The 20,672-nt window shown below is 73.3% G+C and carries 18 protein-coding genes and 1 pseudogene; 12 read left to right on the plus strand and 7 right to left on the minus strand.

What is annotated here, in order from left to right; all coding sequences use genetic code 11:
* Positions 1 to 141 precede the first annotated feature (141 nt).
* From ACH4MY_RS35680 to ACH4MY_RS35695, 4 genes are read left to right on the plus strand one after another with little or no spacing between them, the layout of a single operon-like run.
* The gene (locus tag ACH4MY_RS35680; protein WP_398008657.1) at positions 142 to 1,629 is read left to right on the plus strand and encodes a rhamnulokinase family protein; all 1,488 of its coding nucleotides are present in this window, start codon (positions 142 to 144) and stop codon (positions 1,627 to 1,629) included.
* On the plus strand, positions 1,629 to 2,384 hold the full coding sequence (locus ACH4MY_RS35685) for a (Fe-S)-binding protein (RefSeq protein ID WP_398008659.1): 756 nt from the start codon (positions 1,629 to 1,631) through the stop codon (positions 2,382 to 2,384). Before ACH4MY_RS35680 ends, ACH4MY_RS35685 begins: the two co-directional genes overlap by 1 nt.
* Complete coding sequence (locus tag ACH4MY_RS35690; protein WP_398008660.1) at positions 2,381 to 3,799, plus strand: LutB/LldF family L-lactate oxidation iron-sulfur protein; 1,419 nt, start codon at positions 2,381 to 2,383, stop codon at positions 3,797 to 3,799. The genes ACH4MY_RS35685 and ACH4MY_RS35690 overlap by 4 nt, the downstream gene beginning before the upstream one ends.
* The gene (locus ACH4MY_RS35695; RefSeq protein WP_398008661.1) at positions 3,796 to 4,545 is read left to right on the plus strand and encodes a lactate utilization protein C; all 750 of its coding nucleotides are present in this window, start codon (positions 3,796 to 3,798) and stop codon (positions 4,543 to 4,545) included. The genes ACH4MY_RS35690 and ACH4MY_RS35695 overlap by 4 nt, the downstream gene beginning before the upstream one ends.
* A gap of 112 nt (positions 4,546 to 4,657) precedes the next feature.
* Here ACH4MY_RS35695 and ACH4MY_RS35700 read toward each other — a convergent pair.
* Positions 4,658 to 5,080, minus strand: a pseudogene (locus tag ACH4MY_RS35700) (RrF2 family transcriptional regulator); the annotation flags it as partial.
* Positions 5,081 to 5,172: 92 nt separating this feature from the next.
* On the opposite strand from ACH4MY_RS35700, the gene ACH4MY_RS35705 reads away from it, so the two are divergent.
* The 3 genes from ACH4MY_RS35705 to ACH4MY_RS35715 all read left to right on the plus strand — a co-directional run bounded on the left by ACH4MY_RS35705 (position 5,173) and on the right by ACH4MY_RS35715 (position 8,559).
* On the plus strand, positions 5,173 to 5,919 hold the full coding sequence (locus ACH4MY_RS35705; protein ID WP_398008662.1) for an SDR family oxidoreductase: 747 nt from the start codon (positions 5,173 to 5,175) through the stop codon (positions 5,917 to 5,919).
* 68 nt (positions 5,920 to 5,987) lie between these two features.
* Positions 5,988 to 7,346, plus strand: a complete 1,359-nt coding sequence (locus tag ACH4MY_RS35710; RefSeq protein ID WP_398008663.1) for a nicotinate phosphoribosyltransferase — start codon at positions 5,988 to 5,990, stop codon at positions 7,344 to 7,346.
* A gap of 100 nt (positions 7,347 to 7,446) precedes the next feature.
* Positions 7,447 to 8,559 (plus strand): ABC transporter substrate-binding protein, encoded by a 1,113-nt coding sequence (locus ACH4MY_RS35715; RefSeq protein ID WP_398008664.1) that lies wholly within the window; start codon positions 7,447 to 7,449, stop codon positions 8,557 to 8,559.
* Between the two features lie 28 nt (positions 8,560 to 8,587).
* On the opposite strand, the gene ACH4MY_RS35720 is transcribed toward ACH4MY_RS35715, so the two are convergent.
* Positions 8,588 to 10,084: an IMP dehydrogenase gene (locus ACH4MY_RS35720; RefSeq protein WP_398008666.1), complete on the minus strand. Its 1,497-nt coding sequence runs from the start codon at positions 10,082 to 10,084 to the stop codon at positions 8,588 to 8,590.
* Positions 10,085 to 10,477: 393 nt separating this feature from the next.
* On the opposite strand from ACH4MY_RS35720, the gene ACH4MY_RS35725 reads away from it, so the two are divergent.
* Genes ACH4MY_RS35725 through ACH4MY_RS35740 form a run of 4 tightly spaced genes read left to right on the plus strand, consistent with a single transcriptional unit; the run spans position 10,478 to position 14,663 of the window.
* On the plus strand, positions 10,478 to 12,154 hold the full coding sequence (locus tag ACH4MY_RS35725) for an FAD-dependent oxidoreductase (RefSeq protein ID WP_398008667.1): 1,677 nt from the start codon (positions 10,478 to 10,480) through the stop codon (positions 12,152 to 12,154).
* On the plus strand, positions 12,151 to 13,620 hold the full coding sequence (locus ACH4MY_RS35730) for an ATP-binding protein (protein ID WP_398008668.1): 1,470 nt from the start codon (positions 12,151 to 12,153) through the stop codon (positions 13,618 to 13,620). The genes ACH4MY_RS35725 and ACH4MY_RS35730 overlap by 4 nt, the downstream gene beginning before the upstream one ends.
* The gene (locus ACH4MY_RS35735; protein ID WP_398008669.1) at positions 13,617 to 13,970 is read left to right on the plus strand and encodes a UBP-type zinc finger domain-containing protein; all 354 of its coding nucleotides are present in this window, start codon (positions 13,617 to 13,619) and stop codon (positions 13,968 to 13,970) included. The genes ACH4MY_RS35730 and ACH4MY_RS35735 overlap by 4 nt, the downstream gene beginning before the upstream one ends.
* A gap of 21 nt (positions 13,971 to 13,991) precedes the next feature.
* Positions 13,992 to 14,663: a pyridoxal 5'-phosphate synthase gene (locus ACH4MY_RS35740; protein ID WP_398008671.1), complete on the plus strand. Its 672-nt coding sequence runs from the start codon at positions 13,992 to 13,994 to the stop codon at positions 14,661 to 14,663.
* Positions 14,664 to 14,727: 64 nt separating this feature from the next.
* Here ACH4MY_RS35740 and ACH4MY_RS35745 read toward each other — a convergent pair whose 3' ends face one another.
* The 4 genes from ACH4MY_RS35745 to ACH4MY_RS35760 form a co-directional block, all read right to left on the minus strand.
* Positions 14,728 to 15,393 (minus strand): molybdopterin-binding protein, encoded by a 666-nt coding sequence (locus ACH4MY_RS35745; RefSeq protein WP_398008673.1) that lies wholly within the window; start codon positions 15,391 to 15,393, stop codon positions 14,728 to 14,730.
* A 596-nt stretch (positions 15,394 to 15,989) separates the two neighbouring features.
* The gene (locus tag ACH4MY_RS35750) at positions 15,990 to 16,499 is read right to left on the minus strand and encodes a nucleoside deaminase (protein ID WP_398008675.1); all 510 of its coding nucleotides are present in this window, start codon (positions 16,497 to 16,499) and stop codon (positions 15,990 to 15,992) included.
* A complete protein-coding gene (locus ACH4MY_RS35755) occupies positions 16,496 to 16,672 on the minus strand; it encodes a hypothetical protein (RefSeq protein WP_398008676.1) in 177 nt (58 codons plus the stop codon). Before ACH4MY_RS35755 ends, ACH4MY_RS35750 begins: the two co-directional genes overlap by 4 nt.
* A complete protein-coding gene (locus ACH4MY_RS35760) occupies positions 16,669 to 17,484 on the minus strand; it encodes a purine-cytosine permease family protein (RefSeq protein ID WP_398008678.1) in 816 nt (271 codons plus the stop codon). The genes ACH4MY_RS35755 and ACH4MY_RS35760 overlap by 4 nt, the downstream gene beginning before the upstream one ends.
* Positions 17,485 to 17,707: 223 nt before the next feature.
* On the opposite strand from ACH4MY_RS35760, the gene ACH4MY_RS35765 reads away from it, so the two are divergent.
* Positions 17,708 to 19,282 (plus strand): helix-turn-helix domain-containing protein, encoded by a 1,575-nt coding sequence (locus ACH4MY_RS35765; RefSeq protein WP_398008680.1) that lies wholly within the window; start codon positions 17,708 to 17,710, stop codon positions 19,280 to 19,282.
* A gap of 30 nt (positions 19,283 to 19,312) precedes the next feature.
* Here the strand turns inward: ACH4MY_RS35765 and nhaA are convergent, their stop codons facing one another.
* Complete coding sequence (gene nhaA, locus ACH4MY_RS35770) at positions 19,313 to 20,611, minus strand: Na+/H+ antiporter NhaA (protein ID WP_398008681.1); 1,299 nt, start codon at positions 20,609 to 20,611, stop codon at positions 19,313 to 19,315.
* Positions 20,612 to 20,672: the final 61 nt, after the last annotated feature.

Here is a 20,672-nt window from a genome sequence, read left to right on the forward strand (position 1 = left end):
CCGCCCCAGGTGCGTCCGCGGACCGGCGGCGCGATGCCCCGGGGGGAACCGGTCCCGACAGCGTGGCCGCCGGGCGCCGCCGGTCCGCCTTCCCCGCCTTCCCGTTCCTCGACGAGCCGCCCGCACCGCAGAGGTATCCACGTGACCACCACTCCACCGTCCTCCGCGTTCGCCGCGGTCGATCTCGGCGCCACCAGCGGACGCGTGATCGTCGGCCGGGTGGGCGCGGGCACCCTCGGCCTCACCGAGGTGCACCGCTTCCCCAACACTCCCGTACGCCTGCCGGACGGCCTGCGCTGGGACGTCCTCGCCCTCTTCCAGGGCGCTCTCGACGGACTGCGGGAGGCCGCCCGCTCCGGCGGTGTCGCTTCCGTCGGCGTGGACACCTGGGCCGTGGACTACGGGCTCCTCGACGCCGACGGTGCCCTGCTGGGCCACCCGCACCACTACCGCGACGAGAGGACCGACGGCGCCGCGGCACGCGTCTGGGCCGAGGTCGGCCCCGAGGAGCTGTACGGCATCACGGGCCTCCAGCACCTGCCGTTCAACACGGTCTTCCAACTCGCCTCGGCCACGAACAGCGTCCAACTGGGTTCGGCCCGTACCCTGTTGCTCATTCCGGATCTGCTGATCCACTGGCTGACCGGAACCGTCGGTGCCGAGGAGACCAACGCCTCCACCACCGGTCTTCTCGACTCCCGTACGGGTACCTGGTCCAAGGAGCTGATGAGCCGATTGTCCGTCGCCCCCGGTCTGCTGCCGCCGCTGCGCTCCCCCGGTGACCCGGCGGGCACCCTGCTCCCCCATGTCGCCGCGTACACCGGGCTCGACCCCCGTACACCGGTGACGACCGTCGCCTCCCACGACACCGCGTCGGCCGTGGTCGCCGTACCGGCCACCGAGCCCGGCTTCGCCTACATCTCGTGCGGCACCTGGTCACTGGCCGGCCTCGAACTCGACGCCCCCGTCCTGACGGAGGAGTCCCGGGCGGCGAACTTCACCAACGAGCGCGGCATCGACGGCACGATCCGCTATCTGCGCAACATCATGGGAATGTGGCTGTTCGAGGAATGCCGGCGCACCTGGGACAAGGAGGGACTGCCCATCCACATCCCCACGCTGCTCGCCGAGGCGGCCCGGTCGGCGCCGTTCGCCTCGGTCGTCGACCCGGACGCCCCGGAGTTCCTCGCCCCCGGTGACATGCCGGCCCGCATCCGGGACTTCTGCGCCCGCACCGGCCAGCCCGCCCCGCAGAGCCAGGGCGCCGTGGTCCGCTGCGTCCTGGAGAGCCTGGCGCTCGCCCACCGCCGCACCCTGCGCCGGGCCGCCGAGCTCGCCGGCCGCGACATCACCCGGGTCCACCTCGTCGGCGGCGGTTCACGCAACGACCTGCTCTGCCGGCTCACCGCCGACGCCACCGGACTGCCCGTCGTCGCCGGCCCCACCGAGGCCACGGCCCTGGGCAACATCCTCGTCCAGGCCCGGTCCGCCGGCCTGGTCGGCGACCTCCCCGACATGCGCCGGCTCATCGCCTCCACCCAGCACCTGAGGCACTACACGCCCCGGGGCGACAGCGCCGCCTGGGACGCGGCCGCCGCCCGACTCGACCCCGCCCCGAGGAACCCCTGATGCGCGTCGCCCTCTTCGCCACCTGCGTCAACGACGCGGTCTACCCCTCCACGGCCATCGCCACGGTCAGGCTGCTCGAACGCCTCGGCGTCACGGTGGACTTCCCCGCCGCCCAGACCTGCTGCGGCCAGCCCCAGTACAACACCGGCTACCGCCGCGAGACCGAGCCGCTCGTGCGCCGCACGGCGCGGGCCTTCGAGGGCTACGACCATGTGGTCACCCCCTCCGGCTCCTGTGTGGCCATGGTGCGCGACAACTATCCGAGGATCGGGCGGAAGGCCTGCGCCGAGGGGCGGGGCAGCGCGTTGTCGGACGCCGCAGACTCCCTGGTCCCCAGGACGTACGAACTGACGGAGTTCCTCGTCGACGTGCTGGGCGTGACGGACGTGGGCGCGTACTTCCCGCACAAGGTGACCTACCACCCCTCCTGTCACGGCCTGCGCATGCTCGGTCTCGGCGAACGCCCCCGCAGGCTGCTTCAGTCGGTGAAGGGGCTGGAACTGGTGGAGCTGCCGGGAGCCGAGGAGTGCTGCGGCTTCGGCGGCACCTTCGCCGTGAAGAACCCCGACGTGTCGGCGGCCATGGGCGCCGACAAGGTCCGCAACTCCCTGGCCACCGGCGCGGAGGTGCTGTGCGGTGCCGACAACTCCTGTCTGATGCACATCGACGGCATGCTGCGCCGCCAGGACGCCCCGCAGCGCGCGCTGCACATCGCCGAGATTCTCGCGAGCACGGAAGAGGAGCCCCTGGCATGAGCGGCACATTCATCGGTATGCCGGCCTTCCCGAAGGCCGCGCACGAGGCCGTACGGAACGACACCCTGCGGGCCAACCTGCGCCACGCCACCCACACCATCCGCGACAAGCGGGCGGTGGCCGTGGCCGAGCTCGACGACTGGGCGGAGCTGCGCGAGGCCGGAAAGCAGATCAAGGACCACACACTCGGCCGGCTCGACCACTACCTGGTGCGGCTGGAGGAGTCGGTCACCGCCGCGGGCGGGACGGTGCACTGGGCGGCCGACGCCGCCGAGGCCAACCGGATCGTCGCCGACCTGGTGAAGGCGACCGGCGAGACCGAGGTCGTCAAGGTCAAGTCGATGGCCACCCAGGAGATCGGCCTCAACGAAGCCCTGGAGGCCGAGGGGATCACCGCGTACGAGACCGATCTCGCCGAACTGATCGTGCAGCTCGGCGAGGACCGGCCCTCGCACATCCTGGTCCCGGCCATCCACCGCAACCGCGGCGAGATCCGCGACATCTTCCGCTCCGAGATGGGCAAGTGGGGCCGCTCGGCGCCCGAGGGCCTCACCGACAGCCCTTCCGAGCTGGCCGAGGCGGCCAGACTGCATCTGCGGGAGAAGTTCCTGCGGGCCAAGGTCGGCATCTCGGGCGCCAACTTCATGGTCGCCGAGACCGGCACCCTCGTCGTCGTCGAGTCCGAGGGCAACGGCCGCATGTGCCTCACCCTCCCCGAGACCCTCATCTCCGTCGTCGGCATCGAGAAGATCGTCCCCTCCTGGCGCGACCTGGAGGTGTTCCTCCAGACCCTGCCCCGCTCGTCGACCGCCGAGCGGATGAACCCGTACACGAGCATGTGGACCGGCACCACGGACGCGGACGGCCCGGAGACCTTCCATCTCGTCCTCCTCGACCACGGCCGCACCGACACCCTCGCCGACGAGGTCGGCCGCCAGGCCCTGCGCTGCATCCGCTGCTCCGCCTGCCTCAACGTCTGCCCGGTGTACGAGCGGGCCGGCGGCCACGCCTACGGATCGGTCTATCCGGGGCCCATCGGCGCCATCCTCACTCCCCAACTGCGGGGGACGGCCAGCGAGATCGACGCCTCCCTCCCCTACGCCTCCTCCCTCTGCGGCGCCTGCTACGACGTCTGCCCCGTCGCCATCGACATCCCCGAGGTCCTCGTCCACCTCCGGGAGAGGGTCGCGGACCAGGGCGGCCGGGGGCACCGGCTGGAGAAGGCCGCGGTCAAGGCGGCGAGCTGGGTCCTCGACCACCCCGGCGTCCTGGCGGCGGGTGAGCGCGTCGCGGCGAAGACCCGCGCCCTGCACCCCGGGAGACTCCCCGGCGCGAGCGGGTGGACCGACAGCAGGGAACTGCCGCGGTTGCCCGCCGAACCGTTCCGCGACTGGTGGAAGAAGAACCGCTCATGACCTCACCCACGACACCCTCCTCCCGCGAGCGGATCCTGGGCCGTATCCGTACGGCGCTGGCCGACGCCCCCGACGCCCCGCACCCGTCACGCGGCTACCTCGTCACCCACACCCTCGACGACCCGGCCGGGATCCTCGACCTCCTGCACGAGAACCTCGCCGACTACCGGGCGAAGGTGCACCGCACCACGGAACGCGCGCTCCCCTCCCTGGTGGCGACGCTGCTTGAGGACCACGGGGCGGCCTCGGTCGCCGTCCCGCCGGGCCTGCCCGCCGCCTGGCTGGCCGGCACGACGGCGGAGCAGCGCCCCGACGGGGGTGGGCAGGTACCGCCCCGGGAGACGACATCGGCGACGGGGGCCGGGCCGGGCGCGCCCCTCACCCCGTACGAGCTCGACGTCACGGACGCGGTCGTCACCGGCTGCGCCCTGGCGATCGCCGAGACCGGCACGATCGTCCTGGACGGCGGCCCGGGGCAGGGCCGCCGTTCCCTCACCCTCGTGCCCGACCTGCACATCTGTGTCGTACGGGCGGCCGACCAGATCGTCGCATCGGTTCCGCAGGCGATGCCCCGCCTCGACCCGACCCGCCCGCTGACGTGGATCTCGGGGCCCTCCGCGACCAGCGACATCGAACTCGACCGGGTCGAGGGGGTGCACGGCCCGCGCACCCTTCACGTCGTGCTGCTCGTCGACGGGGACGGCGTAGGGGACGGCGACGGCGTAGGGGGCGCGAAGCAGGGCTGAGCAGGAGGGCGGGCGTCTTCGACCGGAGCCGACCGAGCAGCCGGGTGGCCGAGCGGCCGACCACCGGCCACCGGCCATCGGCCGAGCGGCAGAACCGGCGCCGCCGCGGGACTCAGCGGCGGGTCACGCCCGCGCCCGTGTCCCCGTCCGGGCCCGCGGTCAGCCAGGAGCCGATTCCCGGGAACGCGTCCGGCCCGCTCTCGCCCTCCACCGTCGCGACGAGGTCGGCGACGGTGGTCCCGGCCAGCGAGGCCCGCCACGCCCCTTCGGCGGCGCCCATCGCCCGCGCGATCGGGCAGGGCTTCGTGCACTTCTCCGGCGGGGTCGCCAGCGGGCCGCGCCGGCGGATCTCGGTGCAGACGAACGCCGGATCGGGTCCGTCGACGGCCTGCACCACGTCGAGCAGAGTGATCTCCGCGGCCGGCCTGGTCAGCACATAGCCGCCGGTCTTGCCCTGGACGGACCGCACCAGACCGGCCCTCGACAGTGCCTGCATCTGCTTGGCCAGGTAGCTCGGCGACACGTCGTGCAGCTCTCCACTGCTGTGTGGTCCTGACGGCGGCGAGCCGGCCCGTGCCGGCGGCCCGGCTCGCCGAGCCCCGACCGGCCCACGAAGGAAGGCACACCATGAAGATCACCGTCATCGGCGGCACCGGCCTCATCGGTTCGCAGCTGGTCACCCTGCTCCGGAACACCGGCCACGACGTGGTCGCGGCATCCCTCTCCTCCGGCGTCGACCTGCTCACCGGCGCCGGCCTGGACGAGGCCCTCGCCGGCGCCCACACGGTCGTCAACGTGAGCAACTCCCCGACCTTCGACGACCGGTCCCCCGCCTTCTTCCGCACCACCGTGAGCAATCTGCTCCGCGCCGGCGAGCAGGCGGGAGTACGCCACCAGGTCGCGCTCTCGATCGTCGGCGTGGACCAGGTCCCCGAGCTGGACTACTACCGCGCGAAGGTCGTCCAGGAGGACCTGCTGCGCGAGGGAACCACTCCGTACTCGATTGTCCGCGCCACCCAGTTCTACGAGTTCATGGACGCCGTGATGTCCTGGACCTCGGCCGACGGCATCGTCCGCCTCCCCGCGACACCGCTCCAGCCGATCGCGTCCGCGGACGTGGCCGCCGCCCTCGCCGACGTCGCCACCGGGGCGCCGCTCGACGGCACGCTGGACGTCGCGGGACCCGACGTCCTCCCGCTGGACGAGATCGGCCGGATCACCCTGGCCGGCCGGGGCGACGACCGCCGTGTCGTCACCGACGACCGGGCGGGCATGTTCGCCGCCGTCCGCGGCGACGTCCTCGTCGCCGGCCCCGGTGCCCGCCTGGCGCCCACCCACTACCGCGACTGGCTGAGCACCGCCCTCGCCGGCTGACCCGGCGCGGCACGGCGCGGTCCGGCCGTCCCCGTGCGGGGTGCGGTCGGGCCGCGCATGCTCGAAGCATGTCCCAGGTGACCACCACCGACCTGTACGAGGTCACGATGGCGCTCTCGTACCTGCGGGAGGACATGCGGGCACCGGCCACCTTCAGCCTCTTCGTCCGCGGTCTTCCGCCGGGCCGCGGGTTCCTCGTCGCCGCCGGCCTCGAACCTGCCCTCGACTACCTCTCCCGCTTCCGCGTGGGCCGCCCCGACCTCCAGGAGTTCGCCGAGGCGCTGAGGCGGCCCGTCGAGGACCTCGAACCGCTGCACGGCCTGTCCTTCGACGGGCAGGTCCGTGCCGTGCCCGAAGGGCGGCTGGTCCTCGCCGGCGAACCCCTCCTGGAGGTCACGGCGCCCCTCCCCCAGGCCCAGCTCGTCGAGACGTACCTGATGTCCCTCCTCTGCCATCAGACGGTGATCGCGTCGAAGGCGGCCCGCTGTGTGCTCGCCGCGGGCGGACGGCCCCTGGTCGACTTCTCCCTGCGCCGGGCCCACGGGCCCGAGGCCGGACTGCAGGCGGCGCGGCTCTGCGCGCTGGTCGGCTTCGCCGGCACCAGCAATGTCGCCGCCGCGCGCCGGTACGGGATCCCCGCCGCCGGCACGATGGGCCACTCGTACATCGAGGCCTTCGCCTCGGAGGAGCAGGCCTTCCGCTTCTTCGCCCGCACCCATCCCGGTCCGGTGACCTTCCTGGTCGACACCTACGACACGGAGCAGGGCGTCGCGACGGCCGCGCGCGTCCTCAGGGACCTCCGGCTCGGGCCGGGGTGCGCGATCCGCCTCGACAGCGGCGACCTGGGCGCGCTGGCACACCGGGCCCGTACCGCGCTGGACGGGGCGGGGCTGCGGGACGTGCAGATCATCGCGAGCGGGGGCCTGGACGAGTACGCCGTCGCCGCCCTCGTACGGGAGGGGGCACCGATCGACGCGTACGCCGTGGGAACGAAGGTCGGGACGGCCGCCGACGCGCCCTACCTGGACGCGGCGTACAAGCTCGTCGAGTACGACGGCCGGCCCGTCATGAAGCTCTCCACCGGCAAGGCGACGGCGCCCGGCCCCAAGCAGGTCTTCCGCGGCCCCGGCCTGCGGGACGTCATCGGTCTGGCGAACGAGGAGCCGCCCGAGGGCACCGAGCCGCTGCTGCGGACCGTGATGCGCGGCGGGCTGCGGACGGAGCCGCCGGACACCCCGGCCGCCGCCCGCGCCCGCTTCGAAGCCGATCTCGCCGCACTGCCGGAGGAGGCGCGGCTCATCGAGGACCCGACGGCTCCGCTCCCCACGGCGTCGACGCGCCTCACGGCCCTGACGACGGTCGTACGACACCGGATCGAGGCCCGAACGGGCGCCGGGCGCCGGCCGGGGACAGCCCTCGGCCCCTAGCCCCGAGCCACATCCCCGAGCCCCGAGCCCCGAGCCCCGGCGATCGTCCCGTCCCACAAGTCGGTTGCCCCGGGCGACGGTGACGGATCCAATGACCGGCATGATCACACCACCGCCGCGCACCGCGGCACCGCACACGGGCGGTACGTCCGTCCGCCTCGGCATCCTCGTACCGCTGACGCGGCCCGGCTGGGTCGGGGCGGGACGGCACCTGCTCGCGGGAATCGAACTGGCCGCGCACGAGGTCAACGAGGCCGGTGGGATCGACGGCAGACCTCTGGAACTGCTGGTCAGGGACACCGCGGCCGATCCGGAGCGGGCCGCGGCGGCCGTGGACGAACTCGCCGGCCTCGGTGTGGCCGCCGTGGCGGGCGAGTACCACAGCGTCGTCGCCCGCGCCGCCGCCGCCCGCGCCGACGCCGTCGGCGTGCCGTACCTCTGCTCGTCCGCGGTGCTCGACGCGCTCACCGAGGAGCCGACGGAGTGGGTCGCGCGGCTGGCTCCGGCGCAGTCCCGCGGCTGGCGGCTCTACGGGGACTTCCTCCTCGCGGCGGGCCACCGGCGGATCGCCGTGGCGACCCAGCCCAGCGTCTACTGGGCGTCCGGGACCCGCCTCCTGCGGGACCGCCTCGCTGCCCGCGGCGGGACCGTCGTCGAACTCGACGCCCAGGCCCTCACCCCCGAGGCCCTGTGCGACGCGGTCGTCGACCGGGGCGCGACGGCGCTCCTCCTGCTGGTCGGCCATCCGGAGCCGGCGGTGCCGATCGTCAGGGCCGTCCGGGGCGACCGGCGGCTCGCGCAGCTCCTGATCGGCGCTCCGGCCGGGCAGCCGGAGTTCGCCGAGTGGGCCGCGGCGCTGGGCGGGGACGGCGCCGGGATCCCGTTCCTGCGCTATCTGCCCGAGCGTCCGGGCCCGCTCGGCGAACGCGTCGGGAAGGAGCTCCGCGAGCGGCTGGGCGAGGCTCCCTCCTTCGTCGCCTTCGAGGGCTGGGACACCGTCACCGTGCTCGCCCAGGTGCTGCGTTCCCACGGCACGGACCGGGCCGCGATCGCGGCGTCGTGGCCGCGCGTGGCGGTCGAGGGCACCCGCGGTCCGATCCGGTTCTCCCGCACACCCGGCACCGGTGTGTGGCAATGGGTCTGGCCGCCCCTCCAGGTCGTCGATCGCGACCCCGCGGAACCCGGGCGTTTCCGGGTCCTCCGCTCCGGCTGAGGGAGCACGGACGGGCGGCCCGGGCGGGTCAGGAGTGCGTCGCCGGAGTGTCCCGCAGGGTGACGTTGGCGTGGCTCTCCTGGAAGCTCTGGTCCGAGACGAGCGTCAGCCGGGCCGTGGACCGGAATTCCGGCAGCGTGGCCGAACCGCAGGAAACCATCGTGGTCTTGAGCTTGGCGACGGTCAGGGCGAGGCCTTCGTCGAGGTCACCGGCGTAGGGGACGTAGCCGTCCACGCCTTCCTCGAAGAGCAGCCCCTGGCCGCCCTGGCCGTAGCGCTGCCAGTTGCGGGCACGGTTCGAGCCCTCGCCCCAGTACTCCTTCACGAAGCCGTCACGGGTGGGCACCTTCGCGCCGGCCGCCTGGTCGAACCGCGCGAAGTACCGCCCCATCATGACGAAGTCCGCACCCATCGCCAGCGCCAGCGCCACGTGGTAGTCGTGCACCAGGCCGCCGTCGGAGCAGATCGGCACGTACGCGCCGGTGCGCTCGCGGAAGGCGTCCCGGGCGGCCGCGACATCGAGCACGGCGCTGGCCTGGCCGCGGCCGATGCCCTTCTGGTCGCGGGTGATGCAGATGGAGCCGCCGCCCACGCCGACCTTGACGAAGTCGGCCCCCGCCTCGGCGAGGAAGGTGAACGCCTCGCCGTCGACGACGTTCCCCCCGCCGGTCGGGATCTCGGGATAGTGCTTCTTCACCCAGGTCAGAGCCTCCGCCTGCCAGTCGCTGTAGCCGTCGGAGGAGTCGAAGCAGAGGGCGTCCGCGCCCGCCTCCACCAGCGCCGGCACGCGCTCCCGGTAGTCGTGGGTGTTGACGCCCGCGCCCACGCGCAGACGCTTGGCGGCGTCCACGACCTGGTGCGGGAACCGCTTGTTGTCCGAGTAGTCGGACCGGAACACGAGGTGCTGCAGGTTGCCCTCGGCGTCGAGTACGGGGAGACAGTCCAGCCGTTCGTCCCACAGTCGGGCGTTGGCCTCGGAGAGCGTGGTGTCGGGCCCGACATGAGGCAGGTCGGCGATGGCGGTCATCCGCCCGCCGACCGGAGCGGCCAGGTCGTGGCGCTGCGGGTGGAAATCGCGGGAGGTCACCAGGCCGAGCAGTCGGCCCGTGGCGGTCCCGTCATGGGTGACCGCGGCGGTGCTGTGCCCCGTGCGGCGCATGACGTCGTCCAGGACACCGAGGCTGTCGTCGGGGCGGACGTTGGTGTCGCTGGTGACGAACCCGGCCTTGAAGTTCTTCACCTGGCGGACCGCCGCCACCTGGTCGTGGACGGGCTGGTTGTGGTGGAGGAAGCTCAGTCCGCCGTTGCGCGCGAGCGCGATCGCGAGTTCCGGGGTGCTGGCGGCCTGCATGATCGCCGAGGTGAACGGGGAGTGCAGTTCGATCGCCGACGGCTCACCCGCCATGTGCCGCACCAGCGGCGTGCGCAGATCGACCGTCGCGGTCGAGCAGTCGGACCGGGTCCGGTTCGGCAGAAGCAGAAACTCGTTGAACGTCCGCGAGACCTCGGCGATGATCTGTGCCACTCGTTCCTCCTGACCTGTCGGCCGGGGCCCGCTGCCCCGCCGCGAAGAACGCCCCCGTGTTCCAGGGCCCGGGCAGGCAGGGGTCGGCAAGGCAGGCGTGGAGGTGCCACACACCGCGGCAGAGCCCTGACCGGCCCGTGGATCGAACGGGGTGCGGTCGTGACGTGGACCTTATCGACTGCCCGGCCGATACACGAATCGCGTCCCGGCACCGCCGCGCGTCCGCCGGGCGCCCTACGTGCGGGTGCCCGGCGCAGCCGGTCGGCGGTTCCGGCCGGCTCGGCCGGAGCCGCGGGAACGTGCCGGCCCGCCCGATCGAACATACGATGGGCGGGAGCCGGCGTCGGCAGCTCCCGCGGTGCCGGCCGTCCGGAGCGAGCAGGGCGGAGACCCATGGCACAGGCCACCGACGCGACGCGAACCGTCATCCTGACGGTGGACGACGACCCGGGAGTGTCCCGCGCCATCGCCCGGGACCTGAGACGCCACTACGGCGGCGGGTACCGCGTCGTGCGCGCCGAATCCGGCGAGTCCGCGCTGGAGGCGCTGCGCGAACTCAAGCTGCGGGGCGACCTGGTGGCCGTGATCCTCGCCGACTACCGGATGCCGCAGATGAACGGCATCGAGTTCCTGGAGCAGGCCCTCGGCGTGTACCCGGGGGCGCGGCGCGTGCTGCTGACCGCGTACGCCGACACCAACGCCGCCATCGACGCGATCAACGTCGTCGACCTCGACCACTATCTGCTCAAGCCGTGGGACCCGCCGGAGGAGAAGCTCTACCCCGTCGTGGACGACCTGCTCACGGCCTGGCGCTCCAGCGACTACCGTCCGGTTCCCGCCACCAAGGTGGTCGGGCACCGCTGGTCGGCGCGCTCCTCGTACGTACGCGAGTTCCTGGCCCACAACCAGGTGCCGTACCGCTGGTACTCCTCCGACGAGCCGGAGGGGCGGCGGCTGCTCGACGCGGCCGGCGTCGACAGCCCCCGGCTGCCGCTGGTGATCACACCGGACGGCACCGTGCTGGTCGAGCCGGACGCGCCCGAACTGGCCGCCCGGGTGGGGCTGGCGACCACACCGACCGCCGACTTCTACGACCTCGTCGTCATCGGCGGCGGCCCGGCCGGGCTCGGCGCGGCGGTGTACGGGGCCTCCGAGGGGCTGCGGACCGTGCTGGCCGAACGCTCGGCGACCGGCGGGCAGGCCGGCCAGAGCTCCCGCATCGAGAACTACCTCGGATTCCCGGACGGCGTCTCCGGCGCGCAGCTCACCGAACGCGCCCGCCGCCAGGCGAGCCGCTTCGGGGCCGAGATCCTCACCGCGCGCGAGGTCACGGGCCTCGAAGTGAACGGCGCGGCGCGGGTCGTACGTTTCTCGGACGGCTCGGAGGTCGCCGCGCACAGCGTCATCCTGGCGACCGGGGTGTCCTACCGGCACCTCCTGGCTCCGGGCTGCGACGACCTGACCGGCCGCGGCGTGTACTACGGCTCCTCCCTCACCGAGGCGTCCTCCTGCGAGGGGCAGGACGTGTTCATCGTCGGAGGCGCGAACTCCGCCGGGCAGGCGGCCGTCCACCTGGCGCGGGGCGCGAAGTCGGTGACGCTGCTGGTGCGCGGGGAGTCCCTGACGGCGTCGATGTCGTACTACCTGATCCAGCAGATCGAGGAGGCTCCGAACATCACCGTGCGGCCCCGGACCGTCGTCGAGGCGGCGCACGGCGAGGAGCATCTGGAGCGGCTGACGCTGCGGGACGCCGCGACCGGCGCCACGGAACCCGTCGACGCCCAGTGGATGTTCGTCTTCATCGGAGCGGCCCCGCTGACCGACTGGCTCGACGGGACGGTGCTGCGCGACGAGAACGGCTTCATCCTGGCCGGGCCGGATCTGACTCCGGACGGACGGCCACCGGCCGAGTGGGAGCTCGACCGGCCGCCCTACCACCTGGAGACCAGCATTCCCGGAGTGTTCGTGGCGGGCGACGCGCGCGCCCGGTCCGCGAAGCGCGTCGCCTCCGCCGTGGGAGAGGGAGCCATGGCCGTGATGCTCGTCCACCGGTACCTGGAGCAGTCATGAGCGGACAGGTCCTGCCCTGCGACCAGCACGAGATCGCCTCGCTGTTCCTCTTCGAGAAGCTCTCGCCCGAGCAGCTCGGACGGCTGTGCGCCGAGGGGCGGGTGGAACGGTTCGGGCCCGGCCCGGTCTACACCGAGGGCGACCCGGCCACCTGTTTCTACGTGATGATCGAGGGCACCGTCGTCCTGTCCCGCCGGGTCGGCGTCGACGACGTGGAGGTGAGCCGCACCTCGCAGCGCGGGGTGTACGCGGGGGCCATGCAGGCGTATCTGGGCGAGCGGGTGCCCCAGACGTACAACAACTCCATGCGGGTGACCGAGCCCACCCGGTTCTTCGTGCTGCCCGCGCAGTCGTTCGCGGACATCATGCGCGAGTGGTTCCCGATGGCGGCGCACCTGCTCGAAGGCCTCTTCTTCGGCTCCAAGAACACCCAGCGCGCCATCGGCCAGCGTGAACGCCTCCTGGCGCTCGGGTCGTTGTCCGCCGGACTCACCCACGAGCTCAACAACCCGGCCGCGGCGGCCGTCCGCGCCACCGCGGACCTGCGGGAGCGGGTCGGCAAGATGCGGCACAAGCTGGCGATCATCGCCCGGGGCCCCTACCCCCGGGAGGCTCTCGCCGAGCTCATCGAGATCCAGGAACGCACCGCCGAACGGGTCGCCAAGGCCCCGGTGCTGAGCCCGCTGGAGGCCTCCGACCGGGAGGACGAGCTGGCCGACTGGCTGGAGGACCACGGCATCCCGGAGGGCTGGCGGATCGCGCCCACCTTCGTCCAGGCCGGTCTCGACACGGACTGGCTGGAGCAGGTGGCGACGACCGTGGCCGAGGACATCCTGCCGGGGGCCGTCGGCTGGCTCAACTACACGGTCGAGACGGAACTGCTGATGGACGAGATCGGCGACTCCACGAGCCGCATCTCCCACCTGGTGGACGCGGCCAAGCAGTACGCGCAGCTCGACCGTGCCCCGCACCGCGACGTCGACGTCCACGAACTCCTCGACAGCACCCTGCTGATGCTGTCCGGAAAGATCGGTCGGCGGGTGCGGGTGGTCAAGGAGTACGACCGCTCGCTCCCCGAGGTGCCCGCCTATCCGGCGGAGCTGAACCAGGTGTGGACGAACCTCATCGACAACGCGGTGTCCGCCATGGCCGGCACCGATGGCGACGGCACCCTGACGGTCCGTACGGCCCGGGAGGGCGACCGGCTGCTCGTCGAGTTCCGCGACACCGGCCCAGGTGTTCCCGAGGAGATCCGCGGCCGTATCTTCGACCCCTTCTTCACCACCAAGCCGGTCGGCGAAGGCACCGGTCTCGGTCTCGACATCTCCTGGCGGATCGTCGTCGGCAAGCACCACGGGAGCCTCCAGGTCGAGTCCGTCCCGGGCGACACCCGGTTCCAGGTGCTGCTGCCGCTGACCGCCCCGGAGACCGATACCGATACCGAGAGCGCCGAGGAGCCCCTATGACCGAGACCGACGGCATCGACCCGAGCGTGCCGCCCAGCGGCACGGGCTGCGCGGACTGCGACGCGGTCGGCGGCTGGTGGTTCCACCTGCGGCGCTGCGCCCGGTGCGGCCACATCGGCTGCTGCGACTCCTCGCCGGCCCAGCACGCCACCGCCCACTGGAAGTCCACCGGGCACGCCCTGGTGCAGAGCTTCGAACCGAGCGAGGACTGGTTCTGGAACTACGACACCGGCGCCCTGTACGAATCCGGCCCCGCGCTGGCCCCGCCGGGCGGCCACCCGGCCGACCAGCCGACCCCCGGCCCGGCCGGCCGCGTCCCGCGCGAGTGGCAGGAGCTCCTCCATCGCTGAGGAGGACAAGGAGAGGACGACATGGCCGACAGCCACGACTCCACGGTCCGCGACTGGCTGCGCGGCATCGAGGTGTTCGCACGCCCCCTGCCGGAGTTCGCGACGGACGAGGCCCCGCCGGAGCCGACCTCGCTGTTCCTCGAGTGGCTGGCCGACTCCGTGGAGGCGAAGGTTCCCGACCCGCACGCCATGACCCTGTCGACCGTGGACGAGTCGGGCCGGCCCGACGCCAGGGTCCTCATCCTCAAGGACGTGGACGCGGCGGGCTTCCGGTTCGCGGGACACGCCGGCAGCCCGAAGGGGCGGCAGCTCGCCGGCAGCGGCCGGGCCGCCCTCACCTTCTACTGGGCTCCGCTCGGGCGCCAGGTCCGCGTCCGCGGCGTGGCTTATCCCGAGCCCGCCGACCGTTCGGCCGCCGACTTCCTGGCGCGCCCGGCCACCGCACGGGCCGAGGCCCTGCTCGGCCGGCAGAGCGAGTACCTCCTCGACCCGCACGAACGCGACCGGGCGCTCCGGGCGAGCCTGGCGAGGATCGAGGCGGAACCGGACCTCGTCGACCCCGGCTGGACCCTCTACACCCTCGCCCCGGACGTGATCGAGTTCTGGCAGGCGGCCGCGACCCGCGTCCATGTCCGGCTGCGGTACGAGAGGGACGTCGGCGCCCGCTGGCAGCACCGGCTGCTGTGGTCCTGACCTCGCCCCACGCCCCCGGCTCCGCTTGTCCGCCCCCGCCCCGCCTCTGCCCCGGCCTCCGGTCTCAGGCCGCCGGAAGCAGGAGGGGTGCGAGGTCGCCGTCGGTCCAGTCCGGGCCGATCGCGGCCAGCGCGTCGCCCACGGCCGCGCCGCGCAGGTGGGCCGCGCCATGACCGTCGACGATCCTGACGTCTCCCCCGGACCACGAGACGGGCACCACCCGGGTGAGCCCGGGGGCCGTCCGCATCCTCCCCCGTACGGGCATCCGGGAAAGGGCGCCGAGCGCGCGCCCCGACAGGCCCGCGAGGAGCGGGCCGAGGAGGGTACGGGCGGCGACGAGGGCCGCGTACGGATTGCCCGGCAGCCCCACCACCCAGCCCCCGGCGGGGAGTTCGGCGAGCAGCATCGGATGGCCGGGCCGGCAGGCGACCGTGTCGACGACCACGCGGGCGCCGGTGTCGGTGAGCAGCCGCCGCAGTCGGTCGGTGACTCCGACCGAGGTGGAACCGGTGACGACGACGACATCCGCCGCCGCGCCGACGCCCCCGGCCCGGGGGGCTTCGACCTCTTCGTCCAGTCGTCCGGCGGGACGGTCCGGTACATGCCGCAACGCGACCGTGGCACCCCCGAGCCGGTCCACCAGGCCGGGCGGCGACGGGCCGAGCGCGTCGCGGACCCGCCCGGGCGCGGGGACGCCCGCGTGGTCCAGCTCGTCGCCCGTGACGAGCACACCGACGCGGGGCCCGGGGACGCACGGCCAGGGTGTCGTGACCGCCGCTCGCGGCCAGCCCGACCAGAGCGGGGCCGACCGGGGTTCCGGCCGGGGCCAGGCGCTCCCCGGCCGCGGCGTCCTCGCCCGCCCTCCGGATGTGGCGGCCCCGCGGACCGCGGATCCCCGGACACCCGGTGGCCGGTGACCGACGCCGGCCGGGCTGACGGTCCACGCCCCGGACGGCGATCTCGGCTCCGACATCCTCACCCTCCTCGGCGAGGGAACACCGGCCGCCGGCGCCTGGACGTACCAGTCGCCTCCCGTGGCGGCGCACAACCGCCCGTACTACGTACCGGCCGCGCCGCGCCTCTGACCACCCGTAGCCGGTGGCGGTGGCGGGCACGCCCCACGGAGCCGCGTCGCCGAGCACGGCCCTGGCGAGGGGTGTGCGCGTGTTCCGCACGATGCGTCTGCCGTCCTTCCGGTGGTTGGTCCTCACCTGCCGACCACGAAGGAGGCCCGTCCGCCGAGCCGCTGCCCCGCCGACCGCACGGCACCCTCCCGGGGAGCCTGATCTCCCCGGGAGGGTGCCGTGCGGTGGTGAGCCCCGCGGGTCAGTTCCAGAAGCCCTCGTGGACGGCGGCGGCGCCCTCGACGGCGACCGGTCCGACGACCGGGAGATCGCGCTGGCCGGCCTTGAAGACCTCCCGGCACGGCAGCGCCATGGTCGGGTTCTCCTCGTTGGCGCCGGTCATGGCGAGCAGTTCGTCCTCGCCCAGCGCGTAGACGACCCGGCCGATGTTGCCCCAGTAGACGGCGCCGGAGCACATCGCGCACGGCTCGGTCGAGGTGTAGAGGGTGCAGGTACGCAGGAAGTCCGCGTCGTACGTCGCCGTGGACAGCCGGACCAGGTTGGTCTCGGCGTGCCCGGTCGCGTCGCGCTCGGTGGTGACGGTGTTCTCCGCCTCCAGAAGAACCGTGCCGTCGGGTCCGACGAGCAGCGCGCCGAAGGGGTGGTTGCCCCGGGCACGGGAGCGCCGCGCGACGGTGACGGCGGTGAGCAGATGGGCGATGTCGGCGTCGGTGGCGGACGGGGTCTGCGCAGGAACCTGGGCGGTGGTCATGCGGTGATCTCCTCAGGAGTAGGGGTGGAACTCACGGGCCCGCCGGTACGCGAGGTGCGCACGAGCAGGAGGTGGACGACGCCGGCCGTGACGAAGGCGACGGCGGCGGCACAGGCGCCGAGGGCCGGACGGCCCTCGGTGATCGGCCCGACGAAGACGCCGGGCTGGCTCATGAAGGGCACGGCCGCGGCGATGCCGAGCAGCCAGGCACCGAGCCGAGCAGCGCACCGCCGAAGGCGTTGGCGAAGAGCTTGCGCGGTGGGGTGTCGCGCGGCATGTAGCGGGTGTAGTCGGCCGCGTAGGAGGAGAAGCTGAGCGAGCGCGCCGCCTGGATGGCGACGGTCAGCGCGAAGGCGCCGACGAAGCCCAGCGGCCCCGCCTTGTCCGCGTCGAAGGCCGATCCCAGGTCGCTCTCGGTGAAGCCGTAGACGGAGACCCCGATGAACAGCAGCGGCAGGACGACGGCCATCGCCTTCTGTATGAGGTGGATGAAGCCGTAGCCGAGCAGTGCGATGACGACCTGGCTGACCGTCACCACCGCGAAGGCGAGCCCGAACCCGGTGCCCAGCAGGGACTGGAGGGCGAAGGCGCCGAGGATGGAGTTGACGGCGAACCAGGCGCAGGCCTTGAGGAAGACCAGGACCGCGGGGACCGCGCTGCCGTAGCGGCCGAGCGGGATGCGGGACTGGACGAGCAGGCCGACGCCGGAGCGCGGGCCGAAGGTGGACATGACGCCGATCGCGGCGGCGCCGACGGCGCTGCCGAGGACGATCGCCACGAGTGCCTGCAGCCACCCCAGACCGAAGGCGGCGGTGGCGAGCATGCCGCTGCTCAGACTGGAGAACTGGACGTTGGAGCTGAACCAGAGGGTGAACGACGCGCCGGGTCCGCCTGTGCGTTCGGCATCGGGGACCGGTTCGACCCCTGACGTCTCGACTTCGGTGGCGGCGCGGATGGTACGGGTGATGCGTCCGTGCTGGGCCATGAGAGCCCCATTCCGTCGATCATCGGATTCAGGCTGTCCGGATGGGCATCCGAACAGGGAGGGGATTGCTGCAGCACGGGAAGTAGACCAGCGGACGACCTGGTCGAGGCAGACGACGACCATCGGAAACCCCGGCCGAATTCCGTCGCGGTCTCGTACGATCGTCGGAATCGAACGGAGCGGGCCGCCGTTTCCTGCGCCCCACCGGAGAGGAAGGGCACCCATGCGGGTCTCGGATCTGCTGGACCTGCCCGACACCCGGCTCGCACTCCTGACGGGGGACCCCGAGTCGCTCGCACGTGAACTGCGCTGGGTGTACGCGACGGACCTGCTGGAGCCCGAGCCGTTCCTGACCGGCGGCGAGCTCGTCCTGACCAGCGAGGGCTGGTACCGCGAGCCGGCGGACTGCGCCGTCTTCGCCGCCTCCCTCGCGTCGGGCGGCGCGGCCGCCGTCGTGGCGGGCGACCTGCTCCTCGGCGAGGTGCCGCCCGCCCTGGTCAGGGCCTGCGCCGAGCACCGTCTGCCGCTCCTCGCGGCTCCGCCGGAGGTGTCGTACGGCACCCTCTCCCGTACGGTCATCGACCGCATCAACCGGGAACGGGGCCGGGCACTCGGCGAGATCCTCGGCCGCCATCGCCGGCTCGTCCAGGCGCTGATCGACGGGGCCGACCTCGGCGGGCTGACGGCCATGCTCGCCGCGGAGCTGGATCGCGACTGCTGGGCCCTGTCGCCCGCCGGACGGCTGCTCGCGGGACCCGCGGCCACGCTGCCCGTCCCCGCGCGGGCCGCCCTGAGCGCGGCGGCCCTGACCGCGGACCGGCTGCCGACGACCCTCGCACCGGAGGCCGACGGCACGCCGGAGGGCGGCGACCGCACCGTCCTGCCGATCGGCAGACGCGGCAGCGGCGGCGGTCATCTCGTCGTCGACGGCGCCCTCACCGACCCCGCGGCCCTGGAGACGGCCGCCCAGACCGCCGAGCTGCTGGCTCTCGGCGGGGCCCGTCGTGACGAACGACGCCGTACCGAACAGCACTTCTTCGCCGACCTGATCCGGCTGATCGAGACCGGAGCGCCGGCCTCCGCCGTCGAGCCCCGGCTCCGTACGGCGGGACTCCCGGCCGATCGCCCCCTCGTCGTCGTGACCGCCACCAGCAGGGGAGCCCTACGCCCCTGGGACCTCGCCGCCGACCTCGTGGAGAGCACGCTCGACCACGACCCCGGGGTCGCCACCGTCGTCGCCGGCGACAGCACCGGCCTCACCGTCATCGCCGCCCTCGGCGACCGGGTCACCGACGACCTGTCGGCGGCCCGGCTGCTGCGCGAACGGCTCACCGCCCTGTCGGGCACGGCGGAGGGCGGCAGGATCGCCTTCGGGCTGAGCGGTACGGTCACGGAACCGGGCCACCTCGGCCGCGCCCTGGAGGAGGCCCGCCACGCGGCCCGCCTGGCCGAACTCCGCCCCGAGCGCCTCTCCCTCGTCACGGCCCGCGAGCTCGACTCCCATCTGATGCTGCTCGCCGGCGTGCCGGCCGAGGTGCGGCGGGCGTTCCGCCACCGGCTGCTCGGCACGCTGGAGGAGTACGACCGCACGCACGGCGCCGAGCTCCTCCACACCCTCTCCGTGTTCCTGGAGCAGAACGGGGCCTGGCGTACGACCGCCGCCGAACTGCACGTCCACGTCAGCACCCTTCACTACCGCATCGGCCGTATCGAACAGCTCACCGGCCGTGATCTGTCCCGGGCGCGGGACCGTGTCGACCTCTACCTGGCCTGCGCCATCCCCGGCGCCGCCGGCTGAAGCCGGCGCCCGCCCGCGGCGAGGCCTCGGTCAGCGGCCCGTGCCGGTGGCTCCGGTCCGGTAGATGTCGGGGATGCCGTCGGCGTCGTCGTCGCGCTCCTCCTCCTCGTACAGCCGCCTGTAGAGGCGGTTGCGGCGGCGCAGGAGGACGGCGGCCAGGGCCGCGGCGGTCAGCGAGCCGACGAGTACGGCCGCCTTGATGTACTCGGCCTCGGCGGCGTTCGGGAAGGCGAGTTCGCCGACGAGGAGGGCGACGGTGAACCCGATGCCCGCGAGGGTCGCAAGGCCGAACACATCGGCCCAGGCGAGGTCGGGGTTGAGCTCCGCGCGGGTGAACCGGGCGGCCAGGTAGGTGCCGAGGAAGATGCCGAGGATCTTGCCCACCACGAGGCCGATCAGGACGCCGAGTGGTTCGGGGTCGGTGAAGACATGCCCCAGGGCCGCCCCGGAGACGCCGACCCCGGCCGCGAAGAGCGCGAAGAGCGGCACCGCGACACCCGCCGAGAAGGGGTGGACGAGGTGGGAGACCCTGGCCGCCGGCGAGACCTCCTCCCCCTTGTCCCTGGTGGTGCGCAGGATCAGCCCCATGGCGACACCGGCGACGGTGGCATGGACCCCGGAGTTGTACATCAGTGCCCAGACGGCGATGCCGAGCGGCACGTACCACCACCAGCCCCGGACGCGGAGCCGCTGGAGGACGTAGAAGACGAAGAGGCCCGCGAAGGCTCCGCCCAGCGCCGGGAAGTTCAGGTCGTCGGTGAAGAAGACGGCGATGACGAGGATGGCGCCGAGGTCGTCGACGACCGCGAGGGTCAGCAGGAACGCCCGGAGCGCCGAGGGCAGATGGGTGCTGAGGACGGCCAGGACGGCGAGCGCGAAGGCGATGTCGGTGGCCATGGGGACGGCCCAGCCGTCCGGGCTTCCGCCGCCGGCCGCGGCGGTGAGTACATAGAGGGCGGCGGGGACGGCCATCCCGCAGACGGCGGCGATCACCGGCAGGGCCGCGGTCGCGGGTGTACGGAGCTCGCCGACGACGAGTTCGCGCTTGAGCTCGATGCCCGCGACGAGGAAGAAGACCGCGAGCAGTCCGTCGGCCGTCCAGTGCCCGACGGACAGGTCGAGGCCCAGGGCGGGTATGCCGAAGTGGGCGTCGCGGATGGCGGAATACGCCTCGCTCCATGGGCTGTTCGCCCAGATCAGAGCGACGACGGCGGCAGCGAGGAGAACCAGACCGCCGATCGTCTCGGTGCGCAGGGCCGAGGTGATCGCCTGGCGTTCGGGCCAGGGCAGGAGACCGAGGACGGTCTTGCGGGGACGGGGCGGCGTCATGGGCCGGGCCTCCGGGGCGGATCGACGGATGGGCACACGGGCCCTCGGACGCCGACCAGAC

It is taken from the genome of Streptomyces sp. NPDC017246 (genome assembly GCF_044331325.1).
In the GTDB taxonomy this organism is placed as follows: domain Bacteria; phylum Actinomycetota; class Actinomycetes; order Streptomycetales; family Streptomycetaceae; genus Streptomyces.